At 63.0% G+C, this 15,517-nt stretch carries 15 protein-coding genes; 9 read left to right on the top strand and 6 right to left on the bottom strand.

The window, feature by feature from the left end:
* The first annotated feature begins 16 nt into the window (after positions 1–16).
* A complete protein-coding gene (gene xth, locus O6760_RS09885) occupies positions 17–826 on the top strand; it encodes an exodeoxyribonuclease III (protein ID WP_269585207.1) in 810 nt (269 codons plus the stop codon).
* 187 nt (positions 827–1,013) lie between these two features.
* Here xth and O6760_RS09880 read toward each other — a convergent pair whose 3' ends face one another.
* On the bottom strand, positions 1,014–1,988 hold the full coding sequence (locus O6760_RS09880; RefSeq protein ID WP_269585206.1) for an NADPH:quinone oxidoreductase family protein: 975 nt from the start codon (positions 1,986–1,988) through the stop codon (positions 1,014–1,016).
* A 160-nt stretch (positions 1,989–2,148) separates the two neighbouring features.
* Between O6760_RS09880 and O6760_RS09875 the strand changes: the two genes are divergently transcribed.
* Together O6760_RS09875 and O6760_RS09870 are read left to right on the top strand one after the other, a co-directional pair.
* Positions 2,149–2,694 carry an RNA methyltransferase gene (locus O6760_RS09875; protein WP_269585205.1) on the top strand — a complete coding sequence of 182 codons (546 nt, stop codon included), beginning with the start codon at positions 2,149–2,151 and terminating at the stop codon, positions 2,692–2,694.
* Positions 2,695–2,756: 62 nt separating this feature from the next.
* On the top strand, positions 2,757–4,097 hold the full coding sequence (locus O6760_RS09870; protein WP_269585204.1) for an NADase-type glycan-binding domain-containing protein: 1,341 nt from the start codon (positions 2,757–2,759) through the stop codon (positions 4,095–4,097).
* Between the two features lie 15 nt (positions 4,098–4,112).
* On the opposite strand, the gene O6760_RS09865 is transcribed toward O6760_RS09870, so the two are convergent.
* Complete coding sequence (locus O6760_RS09865; protein WP_269585203.1) at positions 4,113–4,832, bottom strand: M15 family metallopeptidase; 720 nt, start codon at positions 4,830–4,832, stop codon at positions 4,113–4,115.
* The gene (locus O6760_RS09860) at positions 4,822–5,388 is read right to left on the bottom strand and encodes a sigma-70 family RNA polymerase sigma factor (RefSeq protein WP_269585202.1); all 567 of its coding nucleotides are present in this window, start codon (positions 5,386–5,388) and stop codon (positions 4,822–4,824) included. The genes O6760_RS09865 and O6760_RS09860 overlap by 11 nt, the downstream gene beginning before the upstream one ends.
* A 374-nt stretch (positions 5,389–5,762) precedes the next feature.
* Here O6760_RS09860 and O6760_RS09855 point away from each other — a divergent pair, with 374 nt between their 5' ends.
* Positions 5,763–6,272 carry an invasion associated locus B family protein gene (locus O6760_RS09855; protein ID WP_269585201.1) on the top strand — a complete coding sequence of 170 codons (510 nt, stop codon included), beginning with the start codon at positions 5,763–5,765 and terminating at the stop codon, positions 6,270–6,272.
* A 238-nt stretch (positions 6,273–6,510) separates the two neighbouring features.
* Positions 6,511–7,734 carry a 23S rRNA (adenine(2503)-C(2))-methyltransferase RlmN gene (rlmN, locus tag O6760_RS09850; RefSeq protein ID WP_269585200.1) on the top strand — a complete coding sequence of 408 codons (1,224 nt, stop codon included), beginning with the start codon at positions 6,511–6,513 and terminating at the stop codon, positions 7,732–7,734.
* Positions 7,735–7,821: 87 nt separating this feature from the next.
* Here the strand turns inward: rlmN and O6760_RS09845 are convergent, their stop codons facing one another.
* Complete coding sequence (locus O6760_RS09845; protein ID WP_269585199.1) at positions 7,822–10,008, bottom strand: xanthine dehydrogenase family protein molybdopterin-binding subunit; 2,187 nt, start codon at positions 10,006–10,008, stop codon at positions 7,822–7,824.
* 3 nt (positions 10,009–10,011) lie between these two features.
* Complete coding sequence (locus O6760_RS09840; RefSeq protein WP_269585198.1) at positions 10,012–10,473, bottom strand: (2Fe-2S)-binding protein; 462 nt, start codon at positions 10,471–10,473, stop codon at positions 10,012–10,014.
* 181 nt (positions 10,474–10,654) lie between these two features.
* Here O6760_RS09840 and O6760_RS09835 point away from each other — a divergent pair, with 181 nt between their 5' ends.
* The 4 genes from O6760_RS09835 to O6760_RS09820 all read left to right on the top strand — a co-directional run bounded on the left by O6760_RS09835 (position 10,655) and on the right by O6760_RS09820 (position 14,011).
* Entirely contained in the window at positions 10,655–11,275 is a 621-nt protein-coding gene (locus O6760_RS09835) for a TetR/AcrR family transcriptional regulator (RefSeq protein ID WP_269585197.1), read from the top strand.
* Between the two features lie 70 nt (positions 11,276–11,345).
* On the top strand, positions 11,346–11,984 hold the full coding sequence (locus tag O6760_RS09830) for a hypothetical protein (RefSeq protein WP_269585196.1): 639 nt from the start codon (positions 11,346–11,348) through the stop codon (positions 11,982–11,984).
* Between the two features lie 111 nt (positions 11,985–12,095).
* Positions 12,096–13,316, top strand: a complete 1,221-nt coding sequence (locus O6760_RS09825; protein WP_269585195.1) for an argininosuccinate synthase — start codon at positions 12,096–12,098, stop codon at positions 13,314–13,316.
* An 11-nt stretch (positions 13,317–13,327) separates the two neighbouring features.
* Entirely contained in the window at positions 13,328–14,011 is a 684-nt protein-coding gene (locus O6760_RS09820; protein WP_269585194.1) for a hypothetical protein, read from the top strand.
* Here the strand turns inward: O6760_RS09820 and O6760_RS09815 are convergent.
* Positions 13,998–15,410: a sulfatase-like hydrolase/transferase gene (locus tag O6760_RS09815; protein ID WP_269585193.1), complete on the bottom strand. Its 1,413-nt coding sequence runs from the start codon at positions 15,408–15,410 to the stop codon at positions 13,998–14,000. The genes O6760_RS09820 and O6760_RS09815 overlap by 14 nt on opposite strands.
* Between the last annotated feature and the right edge of the window lie 107 nt (positions 15,411–15,517).

Genomic DNA, 15,517 nt, shown 5'->3' with positions numbered 1-15,517 from the left:
CCTTGGCAAATCTCTCATGACCGACCGGCTGAAACTCGTCACCTGGAACATCAATTCCGTGCGCCTGCGCATGCCGATCGTGGAGCAGCTGATCGAGGAAATCGCGCCGGACGTGATCTGCCTGCAGGAGACCAAGTGCCCGGATGCCAATTTTCCGGAAGCCGCCTTCCGCAAGGCCGGGTTCGAGCACATGGCCATCAACGGCCAGAAGGGCTACCACGGGGTCGCGACCCTCTCCCGCCTGCCGTTGAGCAACATCGAAAAGCGCGAATTCTGCCAGATGGGCGACAGCCGCCACGTGGCTGTCGATGTGCCTTTCAACGGCGCCAGCCTGCGCCTGCACAATTTCTATGTGCCGGCCGGCGGCGACGAACCCAATCGTGAGATCAACCCGAAATTCGGCCACAAGCTCGACTTCATGGCGGAAATGCAGGCCTGGCTCCAGGGTACGGAGACCGCAAAACCGGCCGTTCTCGTCGGCGACCTCAACGTGGCCCCCTACGAACACGACGTCTGGTCCCACAAGCAGCTTTTGAAAGTGGTCTCGCACACCCCGGTCGAGACGGAGCTTTTTGAGAAACTGCGCGAAACCGGCGGCTGGCTGGACGCCATGCGCCAGTTCACGCCGCTGGAGGAAAAGCTCTACACCTGGTGGAGCTACCGGGCCAAGGACTGGTCCAAGGCCGACAAGGGCCGCCGCCTCGACCATGTCTGGGTGTCACAGCCACTGGCGCCGCACATCAGGAGCACCAGCGTTCTGCGCGAGGCCCGCGGCTGGGAAAAACCGTCCGACCATGCACCGGTGATCGCGGAATTCGCGGTCTGAGGGTCGGGCTCGCCGGAGCAAGCGGCCGGTCCTTCGAGACGGACCTGACGGTCCTCCTCAGGATGACGCTTGTTTTGCTGCACGCTCAGAGCCGACTGAACATTCTGCGTCATCCTGAGGAAGACCGACAGGCCTGTCTCGAAGGATCCGGCCACAACCTCTCACATCGGTTCCCGTCAGCGCAGCCTCAAGGTGTGACAATCACCTTGCCGCGCACTTTCCGCGCGGCGATTTCCTCCAGGGCCGTGGCGATGTCCTCCAGCGGATAGACCCCGTGGATATGCGGCTTCAGCTTGCCCTCCTCGACCCAGGCGAGCAGCTGGTCCATGTTCCGCTTGTTGCCCTCCGGGTCCCGCGTCACGGCCGCGCCCCAGAAGACCCCGCGCAGATCACAGCCTTTCAGCATGACGATGTTGAGCGGAATTTTCGGAATGTCGCCCGCGGCAAAGCCGATGACAAGAAACCGGCCACCCCAGGCTGTCGCCCGCACCGCCTGTTCGGAAAGGTCCCCACCAACGGGGTCGTAGACGACATCGACTCCCTTGCCGCCGGTGAGCTCCTTCAGCCCCTCCTTCAGGGGGTGATCGGAATAGTTCAGGGTCATGTCGGCGCCGAGCGACTTCGCGAAGGCAAGCTTCTCTTCCGACGAAGCGCAGGCAATCACCTTCGCCCCCATGATCGCGGCGATCTCGACCGCCGCCTGGCCGACCCCGCCGGACGCGCCGAGCACCGCGACGGTTTCGCCGGGTTTCAGGTCGCCCCGGTCCCGGTAGGCATGCAGCGTGGTGCCGTAGGTGACAGCCAGTCCCGCTGCGGTCTCGAACGCGACCCCGTCCGGCAGACGCACGATATCCTTGGCCTCGACCACGACCTTTTCCCGCGCGGCGCCCCATCCAACATACCCCATGACCCGGTCTCCGGCGGCGAATTCGCTGACGCCGTCGCCGACCGCCTCCACGACACCGGAAAATTCCGCGCTCGGAGAAAACGGCAGGTCGGGTTTGTACTGGTACTTGTTCCGGATGATCAGCGTGTCGAAGAAGTTCAGCGCGCAAGCCTTCACCCGGACAACGATCCTGCCAGGACCGGCGACGGGTTCGGGAATGTCCTCGATCGACAGGTTGGAGGGCGGGCCAAAGGACTTGCAAAGACAGGCTTTCACGGCAACCTCTTGAATTGTGACAACCGCGGCGGCGGCGTTCGCGGCAGACGTTAACAACTCACGCCCGTGTCAGGAATTGGCATTCCGGATAAACCGCAAACTTTCGGCTCCGCGAAATATCGGGTAAGGAGACAGCCAAATCAAAAACAGCGGAAATCCCATGCGCGGTTACTTTGCGGTCGGGGCCGAAGGCCTGTCGAAACGGATGAATCTCGGAACCCTGATGCGGTCTGCCCATGCGTTCGGGGCGAATTTTTTCTTCACTGTCGACGCGGACCAGAAAATCCGCAAGGCGCCACCTTCCGATACCTCGAAGAGCCCCGGACACCTGCCCGTCTTCACCTGGGACAGTGTCGATGCCATGGATCTGCCCAAGGGCTGCCAACTGGTCGGGATCGAGCTGACGGACGAGTCCATCGACCTGCCCAGCTTCGGCCACCCGCTGCAGGCCGCCTATGTGCTCGGACCCGAGCGCGGCTCGCTGTCGCCCGAGATGCTGGCGCGCTGCGACCACGTGGTGAAGATCCCGACCAAATTCTGCATCAACGTGGCCATGGCCGGCGCGATCGTCATGTATGACCGCCACCGCGCCCTCGGCCGCTACGCGGAGCGCTCGATCACGGCCGGGGGACCGAAGCAGGAACGGCCGAAACATGTCAGCGGCGGCCCGGTAATGCGCACCGGCCGCAAGGTGCCGGGCACCTGAAAATTCAACTTGCTTTCAGGCACGCCCGGCGGTTTTCTTTGCCTTGCTGCGGGAGGCATGGAATGAACGGAACAATGAAATGTGTGGCGGGGCTGATGCTCCTGTTGAGCTTCGCCCTGCCGGGACCGGTGCTCGCCGCCGCAAAAACCGCCTTGGTCATCGGCAATGGCGCCTACCAGGCAATGCCGGCGCTGCGCAACCCTGCCAACGACGCCAACCTGATCGCGGACAAGCTGACCGGGCTGGGTTTTGACGTCGTCCGGATCATCGACGGCGACCGCAGGGCCTTCCGGGAAGGCCTGACCCGTTTCGGCCGCAACTCCGAGGGCGCCGACGTCGCCCTGGTGTTCTATGCCGGTCACGGCGTGCAGGTGAATGGCCAGAACTGGCTGCTGCCGGTCGATGCCCAGATCGAGGCCTCCACCGATCTGCCGGCGCAGGCGCTCAAGGCCAACGACCTCCTGGAAATCATGGAAATTTCCGGAGCGCGCCTGAAACTGGTGTTTTTCGATGCCTGCCGGAACAATCCCCTGCCCCGGTCCCTCTCCCGGGGCGCGGCCAACGGCCTGGCGCGGCTGGAGGCCAATGCCGCCGGCATGATGATCGCCTTTGCCACCTCTCCGGGTGATGTTGCCCTGGACGGCTCCGGCAGCAACAGCCCGTTCACCGAAGCCCTGGCGCGGCTGATCGGCACCCCGGACCTCGAGGTCCGGCACCTGATGGGCAAGGTCCGCGAAAGTGTCTACCTGTCGACGGGAGAACGCCAGCTGCCGTGGCTCAACGAGGCGCTGATCGGTGAATTCTATTTCGGCGGCCGTTCCGGAGAGGGGCCGGAGGCCGCCGCGGCGCTTCCCGACACGTCCGGCCCGGCCTCCGGCGGCGCCAGCCAGATCACGGTCAGCCGGACGGAACCGCAGCACCAGCCGGCACCGCACTATACCCGGGACTTCTGCCGCACCGCCTCCCTTGCCGGCAGCAGCCTTCGCTTCTGCGCAAGTTCGGTTCTCGATCCGCAATACGGCAACCGGTACGGCCCCGGCAATCTGTTCGACGGAAACCTGTCGACGGCCTGGGTGGAAGGCGTTTCGGGCAACGGTGCGGGACAGAAACTCCTGATCACCTTCGACCGTCCCCGCCTCCTGTCAGGTTTCGAGCTCGTCAACGGCTATGCCAAGAACCAGGACATCTACGCCAAGAATGCGCGCGTGCGCAGCGCGACACTGCGATTGTCGGACGGCAGCAGTCAACGGCTCGACCTGCCGGACAACATGCGCAAAAGCCGGTTCTCGTTCGGCTCGCCGCTTGAGGTCACCTGGATGGAATTCGAGATCGGCTCGGTCTTTCCCGGATCGAAATACACGGACACGGCGGTGTCCGAACTGATCCCGGTCTTTGCCGACTGACACCTCGCCGGCGCATCATCGCGGCGTTATGGCAAAGCCGAACGAGCGGTTCGGGAACGGTTCGTCCTCAAGCGTGAAGTGCCACCATTCGCCCGGATAGTTCCTGAAACCGCCCTTTCGCATCAGGCCCACCAGCGTATTGCGGTATTCGCGCGCGCGTTCGGACACCGCGCGTGAGTCCGTCCTGCTGGCCGGATCGAAACAGTCGAACGGCGTTCCGAAATCAACCGTCCCGCGGTCGCGGCGGCGGCAGACCTGTTTCGATCCCGCTTCCTGTTCGTCCAGAAGGTCCAGAGCCACGTCGACCGTGGAACCTCGGGCGTGGCTGCTCTTGGCGCCGATATAGCCCTGCCGGATCAACTCGGACCGGGGCACATTGGGGTAGTAGTCCGGGTCCGTGCCTTTTCCCTGCCGAACCCAGGCCACCATGGCATCCACCGCGCCTTGAGGCCGGTAACAGTCGAAAACCACGAGTGAGTAGCCGGATGCAACCGCCGCATTCTGGATCTTGCCGAGCGCCCGCGCCGCCGCCTGTGTCAGCACGCATTCGCCCGCGCCGTAACCGGGCAGGCGCCTGCGCATGAAATTCCGGCGCGAGGCATAGCGCATGTCCTGGTGAATGTCGGGAACGACGTCGCGCAGATAGACAAAGCCTTCAGGCAGGGCGCCGGCCTGCACCTGCAGGGAACAACCGGCAAAGACGGCAAGCGCAAGAACGGCCCGCCTAGTCCACATCGACGGCCTCGTCGGCCTCGATCAGCTGACGCAGCCTGCCGAAGGCAAGCCGGATCCGCGACTTGACGGTTCCAAGCGGCAAGCCGGTCTCTTCCGCGATCTCGCTGTGGGACTGGCCGATGAAAAAGGCAAGCCGGACGACTTCCTTCTGCTCGTCGGGCAACTGTTCCATCGCCAAGCGCACGCGCTCCTCCCGGAGCCGCGCATCCATTTCGTCCGCGACATCGGGCAGCGGCGTCGGCTGCAGCGAGGGTTCCTCCGGGTCGAGTTCCGCCGTTTTCTGCCGTCTGAGCCGGTCGATGCGACGGTTGCGTGCGACCCGGTAGAGCCAGGTGCTGGCGGATGCCTTGCCGGGGTCGAACAGCTCGGCTTTCCGCCACAGGGTGACCATGACATCCTGGGCAATCTCTTCCGCAAGGGCTTCCTCCGCCCCCTGCTTCATCAGGTAACCCTTCAGGCGTGGCGCGAAATGGTCGAACAGCTCGACAAAGGCTGCCCTGTCCCGGTCCGTGGCCACCTTGACGATAAGATCGGAATAGTGGTGCGTCTGCGCCAAGAGCCGCTCAACTCCCTGCCATTCCCCGGATCAGCGTGATCCCGGGAGAAAGCTTGCGAAGGTGAAAAAGCCGACCGGTTTTGTCGTGGTAGAACATCGTGCCTTCATGGTTCATGTCGATTGGACATTCGGTGTCCCGACCTAATCTTTAGCAGGTTCGGCACATTTCGAAAGGGGGCACAGGGGCTCTGCCACACTGTCGCCGCGTTTAACCGTAACAGCGTTTGGACAACATGGACGTCGAAGACACAAATATCGGTTGCCGGGCTTCAACCCTTTCGTAACCCGCTTTAAGTTATCATTAAAGCAAGGTTTATATGCCAGACGGCTATTGAATTAAATTTGACGGAAACTCTAATCCAAACGGTGTGGAGATGATGAAAGCAAAATCGCTGGTTCTGGCCCTCGCAGGTCTTGCTGTTTCGAGTGCAGTGGCTTTCGCGCAAACCCCGACGCTTCTGAAACAACACAAGGATTGGGCGGCCTATGCTCTGACCGGTGGAAGCGGCAAGGTCTGTTATGCGCTGACGAAACCGACCACCATGCTTCCGGGCGACCGCAATCACGGAGACGTCTTCTTCTTCGTAACCTCCCGCCCGGCGGAGGGCGTCAGCTCCGAACCCAGCCTTCTCGTCGGCTATCCGTTCAAGGACAAGTCGTCCGTCACCGTCGATGTGGACGGCAAGGCCTTCACGCTGTTCACCAACAATGACGGAGCCTGGGTGGAGAATGCCGCAACCGAGGCGCAGCTGGTCGGGGCCATGAAGGCCGGCCGCGAAATGACGGTCAACGGCGAATCCAGCCGCGGCACCCGGACGACCTACAAGTTCTCGCTGTCCGGCGTGACGGCTGCCATCGACACTGCAGCCGGCGCCTGCCGCTGACAGGCGGCTTCCCGTCTTCTTCGGCACCTTCCTTCAACCCGGCAGGGCGTATCACCGCCCGGCCGGGCTTTTGGCGTCCGGTCGGCGCATGGCTCCCCTGCACACCCGAAAACTTGATTTTTTCGTCCGATTGTGGTTTTGGGAGCGCTTGAAGTCTTCCCTGCCGTTCAGGGAACCCGGCAGCCGCGTTTCTGGATGAGCGCCATTGCCTGCGCCGGATGAGACAACGGATCACGACATGGCGATTACACTCGACATCGCGCGGGACAATCCGAACGCGCCCACCGTTTCAGCCGCTGCGGCGCCGCTCGCCTCCGGCGAGGACAAACCGACTCTGGTCGGTCTGACCCGGGAAGAGCTGGGCGAGGCGCTCGGCACCATCGGCGTGCCGCAGAAGCAATGGCGCATGCGCGCCTCGCAGCTCTGGCACTGGCTCTATGTGCGCGGCGTTTCCGACTTCTCGCAGATGACCAACATCGCCAAGGACCTTCGGCAGAAACTGGACGATCACTTTAGCATCGCCCGCCCAGAGATCGTTGACGAGCAGATCTCGGTCGACGGCACGCGCAAATGGCTGTTCCGCTTTCCGCCGCGCGGCGCCGGCCGTCCGGTGGAAGTCGAGACCGTCTACATTCCGGAAGAAGGCCGGGGCACGCTCTGTGTTTCCAGCCAGGTCGGCTGCACCCTCACCTGCACCTTCTGCCACACCGGCACCCAGAAGCTGGTCCGGAACCTGACGGCGGAGGAAATCCTGTCCCAGATCCTGATGGCGCGCGACCGCCTGGGCGATTTCCCGGACGCCGATACGCCCCAGGGCGCCATTGTCCCGTCCGAAGGCCGGCTGGTCTCCAACATCGTCATGATGGGCATGGGCGAGCCGCTCTACAATTTCGACAATGTCAAGCAGGCACTGCTGATCGCCTCCGACGGCGACGGCCTGTCCCTGTCCAAGCGCCGCATCACCCTGTCGACCTCGGGCGTAGTCCCCGAAATTTTCCGCACTGGTGATGAAATCGGCTGCATGCTGGCGATCTCGCTGCACGCGGTCAACGACGCGCTGCGCGACGTGCTGGTGCCGATCAACAAGAAATGGAACCTAGAGGCCCTGCTCGACGCCTGCCGGCAATATCCGGGCCTCTCGAACGCCAAGCGCATCACCTTCGAATACGTGATGCTGAAGGGCGTCAATGACAGCAACCAGGATGCGCTTGATCTGGTCCGCCTCCTGAAGGGCATTCCGGCCAAGATCAACCTGATCCCGTTCAACCCGTGGCCGGGTTCCGAATATGAATGTTCCGACTGGGAGCGCATCGAGGAATTCGCCGACATCGTCAACCGGGCCGGCTACGCCTCGCCGATCCGCACGCCGCGCGGCCGCGACATCTTCGCCGCCTGCGGCCAGCTGAAATCGGCGTCCGAACGCATGCGCAAGAAGGACCGGGAGGCGCTGGCCGCCTCCTGACCGGACCGCCCGGCAACCGGATACCGCGAACCGACAACAAAAAAGGCCGCCCGGAGGCGGCCTTTCTGCATTGCGGGTGCTGTTTCGTCACACCAGCCCGTTTTTAGCCAGCGGCAGCGTGGTGATCCACTCGCCCCTGGCCGCGGCGATGGCATTGGCGACCGCCGGGCCGATCGGCGGGGTGCCCGGCTCTCCAATGCCGCTCGGAGCCTCGTTCGACGCCACGATATGCACCTCGACCTCGGGCATGTCGGACATGCGGATCGGCTCGTAGGTGTCGAAGTTGGTCTCCTCGACCACCCCGTCTGCCAGCGTGACCTGGTTGCGCAGGACCGCCCCCAGACCGTATCCGATGCCGCCCTCGACCTGGGCCCGGATGTTGTCCGGGTTGATCGGGGTGCCGCAATCGACCGCCGCCGTCACCTTCTCCACCTTCACGGTGCCGTCGTCGCGGAAGGAGATTTCCGCGACTTCCGCCACGTAGGAGCCGAAGGACTTGTGCACGGCAACACCGCGGTAACGGCCTTCGGGCGCCGGCGTGTCCCAGCCGGCCTTCTCCGCCGCCAGCTTCAGGACACCCACCTTGCGCGGATCGTCCTTGATCATTTCCAGTCGGTAGGCGACGGGATCCTTGCCGGCTTCCTTCGCGAGACGGTCGATCATGGTTTCCATGACATAGGCCGTGTGGGTGTGCCCGACGGACCGCCACCACAGCACCGGAACCTTGGTCTCCTGGTAAGCCTGGTCCATGTTCATGAGCGGGAACGCGTAGGTCGTGTCATGCGCGCCCTCGGTCATGTTGTGGTCGACGCCGTCCTTCATCAGCATCGCCTCGAACGGCGTGCCCTTGATGATCGACTTGGCGGCGATGTTGTACTTGAACGCCGTCACGTTGCCGTCCGCGTCGAGACCGGCCCTGATCTTGTGCGCCGACATCGGACGATAATAGCCACCGGCCATGTCATCCTCGCGGGTCCAGACGATCTTCACGGGCGCCGGTTCCATGCCGGCCGCCTGCATCGCCTTGGCCAGCGTGGTGATTTCCACCACCGGATGGGCATCGGCCTGTGCCCGCCGGCCGAACGAGCCACCGGCCCACAGCGTGTTGATCCTGACCTTCTCGAACGGAATGCCCAGCACCGTGGCGGCGACATTGTGGTCGATGGTCTGGATCTGCGAGCCGAACCAGAATTCGGCCGTTTCCCCATCGAACATCATCGCGATGTCCAGCGGCTCCATGGCGCCGTGGGCCAGGAACGGGAACTCGAAATCCGCTTCGATGACCCGGTCCGAGGCGGCCAGGGCCGCATCGACATCGCCGTCCTCGCGCACCTTGAGGCCGGGTTTGCCGGTCATGTCCTTCAGCTCCGCGATCATCGCATCGCTGGAGCGGGTCTCGGCCTCGCTGTCATCCCACTCGATCCCGAGCAGCCCCCGCCCCTTGATCGCGGGCCAGGTGGAGGTTGCAATGACCGCGACCCCCGCCGGGATCTCGAGCACGTTGACGACACCGGGAACCTTCTTCGCTTCGCTCGCGTCGAACGACTTGACCTTGCCGCCGAAACGCGGCGAACGGGCCACAACGGCGACGAGAAGATCATCCCGCTGGAAGTCCATCGTGTAGGTCTTCGGCGCGCCGACCGTCTTGTTCTTCACGTCAAGGCGCGGGAAGGACTTGCCGATATAGACCCATTGCTCGGGTGTCTTCAGGGCTGGCTCCGCCGGCACATCCTCGTTGGCGGCAAGGCTTGCCAGCTCACCCAGGGTCGCGGACTTGCCGGAGCCGTGCGAAACGACGCCTTCCGAGACGGTGATGTCACCCGCCGGCACACCCCATTCCTTCGCGGCGGCCGAAACGATCATCGCCTTGGCGGCGGCCCCCGCCTGGCGGTATTGCATGAAGGAGTTGGCCATGGCCGTCGACCCGCCCGTGCCCTGCACGCCGAACAGCGTGTTGGCGTAGACCTGCGGGTTGGACGGTGCGAACTCGACCGTGACCTGGTCCCAGGCCGCGTCGAGTTCGTCGGCGACCAGGGTCGACAGACCCGACGCGGTGCCCTGGCCCATGTCGAAATGCTTGGACAGCACCACGACCGTGTTGTCCGGGCGGATATGCACGAACGGCTGGATGAAGTCGCCTTCGGCGGCCGCGGCCGTGCCGCGCGGCAGGTTCATGGCAAGCACGAGACCGCCGACGGTTCCCGCGGACATCTTCAGGAAGGAACGGCGGGTCGGCTTGGCGGCCTCAAGCGGTTTTTGAAGCAAATGCAACATGGATCAGCCCTCCATCTTGTCGGCGGCAAGGTGGATCGCCTTGCGGATACGGGCATAGGTGGCGCAACGGCAGACATTGCCGTCCATGGCAGCGTCGATGTCCTCGTCGGTCGGCTTCGGCGTTTCTGCCAGAAGCGCGGTTGCAGCCATGATCTGCCCGGACTGGCAATAGCCGCATTGCGGCACGTCCAGTTCGTTCCAGGCCGACTGGACGGCTTCGGCCGCCTTGTCGCTGATGCCTTCGATCGTGGTGATGTCGGCGCCTTCGAGGTCGCCGACGAACGTCTGGCAGGAACGGATCGGAACCCCGTCCAGATGGACGGTACAGGCACCGCAGGCGGCGATGCCGCAGCCGAACTTCGTGCCGGTCATTCCGAGTTCGTCGCGCAATGCCCACAGCAGCGGGCTTTCGGGGTCGGCGTCGAGCGTGCGCGTTTCCCCGTTGATTGTAAGTGTAACGGACATTTGGGGGGCGTCTCCTTTGGCTGGCCTTGTCTGGCTAAAGGATGTAAACTACACGGTGCAGTGTAAGCATGAACGCTGCATCTGTAAACGCCCTAGTTTACATAGGGCCTGATTTTTGGGATGAAAGGGGTGGGGCTTGCATTCTCCTGCCGGAAAGGTGGCAGGAGGGAACGGGAATTCAATGTCCGTATCGGATCAGAAGAAAAAACAGATCGTCGTGGCGGCGATCGCGGAGTTTCAGGAAAAAGGCTATGCCGGTGCCAGCATGGACCGGATCTCCGAGCGTGCCCAGGTCTCCAAACGGACGGTCTACAATCACTTCGAAAGCAAGGACGCTCTGTTCCGGGCGATCAACCAGTGCCTGGCCGATCAGGTCAATTCCGCGCTCGAGCTGCCTTACGATCCGGACCTGCCGATCCGCGACCTTCTTGTCCGCCTCGGCTGGGCGGAAGGCGACCTGATGATCAATCCCTGTTTCATGGCGCTCGCCCGCATGGTGATGAGCGAGACCATCCGCGATCCGGACCTCGCAGCCGACATGGACAGCCGCATGACCAAGATCAGCGTTTTCCGCGACTTCATCGCGCGGGCCGCAAACGAGGGCAAGCTCCATGTCGACGACCCGGGGCTCGCCGCCACGCAGTTTCTCGGCCTCATCAAGTCACGGTCCTTCTATCCGAACATTCACAGCGGGCGCGTCACCGAACGGCCCGAAATGGAACGGATCATCGAGGAAAGCGTCGACATGTTCCTGGCCCGTTACGGGGTCAAGGAAACCGTCGGCAAGGCGGCAGCGGAGTGAGTTGCGTTGCCCCGGAAGCGTCGTCGTTTCCCGTCCTGCCACCCGATCCCGTCAGCGGAACAGTCGAGAGATGTCTTCCAAAATACTTGTCTTGAGACCGGACCCGATCAAGGCAGGTCTTTTGAACGCTCTTTTCTGCTGTGCGCTTGCCGTCGCCCTGGCCGCGTTTCTCGGCATCGTCTTCGAGGGAATTCCAACCGTGGTCCCTGTCATGATCGGGATAGCCTTCGCAGTGGGCTTGTTTGCCTTCTGGGGAAGGCCAAAACCCGACTCATGGCTTGAGCTCTCAAGGGAAGGCTTGACCGTGATCTCCGCGGGAAAACGCGCTCACATGTCCTGGCAAAGCCTCTCCCGCTTCACCCTGATCCGGTTCGAATCGGACGAACAGGACAAAACACGTCAGGATTACCATTATGTGGCGGCCCGCACCGTTGCTCCCGCGGACGACGCCGACGCGGCAACAGATCCCGGAACCGCCGACCTGACGCTCGAGATAGACGGCTACATTTCCTATCACCGTTATTCCGGCCGCTCTCCGGAACAGGAGGCCGCGTGCAAATCACCGCAGGACTTTGCCGACACGCTCAATCGCTGGCGGGACTTCGCGTTGGACCTGGAAATCGGCGCCGTGCCGACGCCTGTTGTCACCACGACAGAGGCTGGTCCGGGCGATCTGGTGCTGCAGATTTATTCCAGCCTGACGCGGTGACCATTTGACCACGCCGGGGGGCTTGCGCGCCGCAGAGAACCGGCTAAATTGCCGCAAATTTTCAACCGCGCGGGCTCTCGCGCAAGAACAGCGAACTGGACCTTCCCCAAAATGGCGCATGGTGACATCAAGAAAGTCGTGCTGGCCTATTCCGGCGGCCTCGACACCTCCATCATCCTGAAATGGCTGCAGACCGAATTCGGCTGCGAAGTGGTGACCTTCACCGCCGACCTCGGCCAGGGCGAGGAGCTGGAACCGGCGCGCAAGAAGGCCGAGATGCTCGGCATCAAGGAAATCTATGTCGACGACCTGCGCGAGGAATTCATCCGCGACTTCGTCTTCCCGATGTTCCGCGCCAACGCCGTCTATGAAGGTGTCTACCTGCTCGGCACGTCCATTGCCCGCCCGCTGATCTCCAAGCGCCTGATCGAGATCGCCGAGGAAACCGGTGCCGACGCCGTCGCCCATGGCGCGACCGGCAAGGGCAACGACCAGGTCCGCTTCGAGCTGTCTGCCTACGCGCTCAACCCGGACATCAAGGTGATCGCGCCGTGGCGGGACTGGTCGTTCAAGTCGCGCACCGACCTGCTCGACTTTGCCGAAAAGCACCAGATCCCCGTTCCGAAGGACAAGCGCGGCGAAGCGCCGTTCTCCGTTGACGCCAACATGCTGCACTCGTCTTCCGAAGGGAAGGTGCTCGAGGACCCGGCCGAGGAAGCCCCGAACTATGTCTTCCAGCGCACGGTCGATCCGACCGAAGCTCCGGACGTCGTCACCGAGATCGAGATCGGCTTCGAGAAGGGCGACGCGGTTTCCCTGAACGGCGAGAAGATGTCCCCGGCGACCCTGTTCGCCAAGCTCAACGACTATGGCCGCGACAACGGCATCGGCCGCCTCGACATGGTCGAGAACCGCTTCGTCGGCATGAAGAGCCGCGGCATCTACGAGACCCCGGGCGGCACCATCCTCTTGACCGCCCACCGGGCGATGGAATCGATCACGCTCGACCGTGGCGCCGGCCACCTCAAGGACGAGCTGATGCCGCGCTATGCCGAGCTGATCTACAACGGCTTCTGGTTCTCGCCGGAGCGCGAGATGCTGCAGGCCCTGATCGACAAGAGCCAGGAGCATGTCACCGGCACGGTGAAACTGAAACTCTACAAGGGCAACGTCATCCTCGTCGGCCGTTCCTCGCCCTATTCGCTCTATTCCGAGGAGCTGGTCACCTTCGAGGACGACCAGGGCGCCTATGACCAGAAGGACGCCGCCGGCTTCATCAAGCTGAACGCTTTGCGCCTGCGCACGCTGGCCAAGCGCGACCGTCTCGGCTGAGAGGCCTCATCATGAGCGGACCGGCGGCAGCGGCGTTGACGAAACGGCTCGCGGCCGCCGGTTTTTTGTGTCTGGGCGGATTTGATGCCCCGGACGAGGCCAGCCTTCCGAGCCTTTCAGGCGGAGCTCGGGCACGGTCGCTGCTGCTGATCGGCAGCACCGGTCCGTCGGTCTGGCCGAAACTCTCGTCAAGCCCGGAAGCCTCGGACGGCACGGCCGACCCGCTCGACCGTTACACACGGCGTGTGCTCACGGAGATCGCGGCATCGGAAGGTTTCGAGGCGGCGTTCCCCTTTGACGGCCCGCCCTATCACCCGTTCCAGCAATGGGCCAGAAGATGCGGCGGTTTCTCCCAGAGCCCGATGGGTGTGCTGGCGCATCGCGACTATGGCCCCTGGGCCGGCTTCCGGGCCGCCTTTCTGTCCAAGACGCCCCTGGCGATCCAGCAGGACACGCGATCGGCCGGTCCATGCGAGACCTGTGCCGACAAGCCCTGCATCACTGCCTGCCCGGCCGGCGCCCTCACCCTGGAAACAGGCTATGACGTGCCCCGCTGCCGCGATCATCTCGCCACGAGCCGCAGCCTCGACTGCTGGTCCGGCTGCCTTGCGCGCCGGGCCTGTCCCTGTGGCAGAGAGCATCACCAGGGACCTGATAATGCGCGCTTTCACATGGAAAGCTTTATCGGGCTTTAGGATATGGAGCTGACGCGGTCAGGGTATGCTCGCGCGCTTTCGGCGTCAGGTGCAGCCAGGCAACCCGGCCCGACTGAAACAGTTTGCGCGCACTGCGGGTGAAAAGCGGAGGATGATGATCCCCGACCAGAACGATGTCGGTCTCGGCGAGGTCCTCGTTCAGGGCAATCTGCTTGACGAGATGTGACACGTTGAGCCACTGCTCCGCCATGCGGCAAAGCTCGACATCGTCGAAAACGCCGCCATCGTCGCAATGGAGCCGGGCGGGCACCTCACCGGGCGGCACCGGCTTGTGCGAGTTCAGCGTCAGCCAATAGGCAAACTTCCGCTCACCCTTGCCGTCGAGCAGGAAGCGCTCCACCGAGCGGGCCACATCCGTGTCGCACAGCCCACGGAACGCGACGCCGCAATTGTCCAGCTCCGCATCGGGATCGAGACCGGCATTGTTTTCCATGAAATTCAGCTGCTCGAAACCGATCTTCGGAAACCAGTCGAAGCGTTCGAAGAAATCGCCGGTAAAGGCGTGAAACGCCGCGGTCTCGTACCCGGCTTGCGCGGCCTGTTTCGGCAGGCAGTCAGCGCTGTCGCGGGACCGGAAATCGCGATAGTCACCATTCACGTTGCACAGTTCCCGGGCTTCGCCCGACGTGGTCGAGCCGAAATAGACGGCTGCGCCCGTCTCGACGTCATAGGCATCGCCGACATCCTGGTCCAGAAGCGGCCCCCAGATCAGGTCACGATAGTCCTCGGACGCCAGGGCTCCGAGACCTTCGACCATGACGATGAGGACATTTCTGTCACCGGGCGCGTCCAGGCGCCCTGCAATGCCGGCATGGAGCGTTGCGGCGTCGTCGATCGGCTGAAACCGTTCACCGAAGTTGTTTTGTGCAACGAGGGTTTCCTGGGGAGACAGGTTGACCCACCAGTCGGCGGCGCCAAAGGCGACCACGAGCACCAGAAAGGTGACAAGGCTGATCTTTTCCCGATGGGCCTTTGATCTTTGGACGACCAGATAGGTCAGGGCGAGCGAAACCAGCAGACCGGCCAGGATGGCCAGGTAGACCGCCGAATTGATCAGGCTGACATTCCCTGCGTAGCGCAGGGAATCGAAGATCATGGTCAGCGGCATCTGGAAATAGAGCGAGACGATCACCAGCGCATCCAGGGTCATCACCGCGAACAGCAGCACCAGGAAGACAAACCGGTTGACGATGAGACCGAGAAAACAGGTCATCGCCAGAAGGGCGACGAAGAAGGTCCGGTTCGGACAATAGAGAATGCTCAGGACGATGTAGAGCGCATTCGGCAGGAGGATCGTGAGCCCTGCAAAGAACAGCGTCTCCCTGGACCGATGACGCTTGTCCTTGAGAAAATCGATCAAACCATGAACAACAGACATATCAACGGGCCCGGCGGAACTGACGCCGCGAAGTTTCCTTCACAAGTCTTAAATTAGCGTTTTCGGACCGTTTGCCGCGATGTTTCGCGCAAGGTGCGACCGGCAAG

The sequence above is a fragment of the Roseibium sp. Sym1 genome (genome assembly GCF_027359675.1).
In the GTDB taxonomy this organism is placed as follows: Bacteria; Pseudomonadota; Alphaproteobacteria; order Rhizobiales; family Stappiaceae; genus Roseibium.
Note: the sequence above shows the minus strand (reverse complement) of the source record. Positions and strands in the feature narration are given on the sequence as shown.

Coding starts and splice junctions, on each gene's coding strand:
- O6760_RS09875 (WP_269585205.1), top strand. CDS start 2,149: ATGCGCGGTTACTTTGCGGTCGGGGCCGAAGGCCTGTCGAAACGGATG.
- O6760_RS09865 (WP_269585203.1), bottom strand. CDS start 4,832: ATGTGGACTAGGCGGGCCGTTCTTGCGCTTGCCGTCTTTGCCGGTTGT.
- rlmN (WP_269585200.1), top strand. CDS start 6,511: ATGGCGATTACACTCGACATCGCGCGGGACAATCCGAACGCGCCCACC.
- O6760_RS09815 (WP_269585193.1), bottom strand. CDS start 15,410: ATGTCTGTTGTTCATGGTTTGATCGATTTTCTCAAGGACAAGCGTCAT.
- O6760_RS09855 (WP_269585201.1), top strand. CDS start 5,763: ATGATGAAAGCAAAATCGCTGGTTCTGGCCCTCGCAGGTCTTGCTGTT.
- O6760_RS09870 (WP_269585204.1), top strand. CDS start 2,757: ATGAACGGAACAATGAAATGTGTGGCGGGGCTGATGCTCCTGTTGAGC.
- O6760_RS09840 (WP_269585198.1), bottom strand. CDS start 10,473: ATGTCCGTTACACTTACAATCAACGGGGAAACGCGCACGCTCGACGCC.
- O6760_RS09845 (WP_269585199.1), bottom strand. CDS start 10,008: ATGTTGCATTTGCTTCAAAAACCGCTTGAGGCCGCCAAGCCGACCCGC.
- O6760_RS09830 (WP_269585196.1), top strand. CDS start 11,346: ATGTCTTCCAAAATACTTGTCTTGAGACCGGACCCGATCAAGGCAGGT.
- xth (WP_269585207.1), top strand. CDS start 17: ATGACCGACCGGCTGAAACTCGTCACCTGGAACATCAATTCCGTGCGC.
- O6760_RS09820 (WP_269585194.1), top strand. CDS start 13,328: ATGAGCGGACCGGCGGCAGCGGCGTTGACGAAACGGCTCGCGGCCGCC.
- O6760_RS09835 (WP_269585197.1), top strand. CDS start 10,655: ATGTCCGTATCGGATCAGAAGAAAAAACAGATCGTCGTGGCGGCGATC.
- O6760_RS09825 (WP_269585195.1), top strand. CDS start 12,096: ATGGCGCATGGTGACATCAAGAAAGTCGTGCTGGCCTATTCCGGCGGC.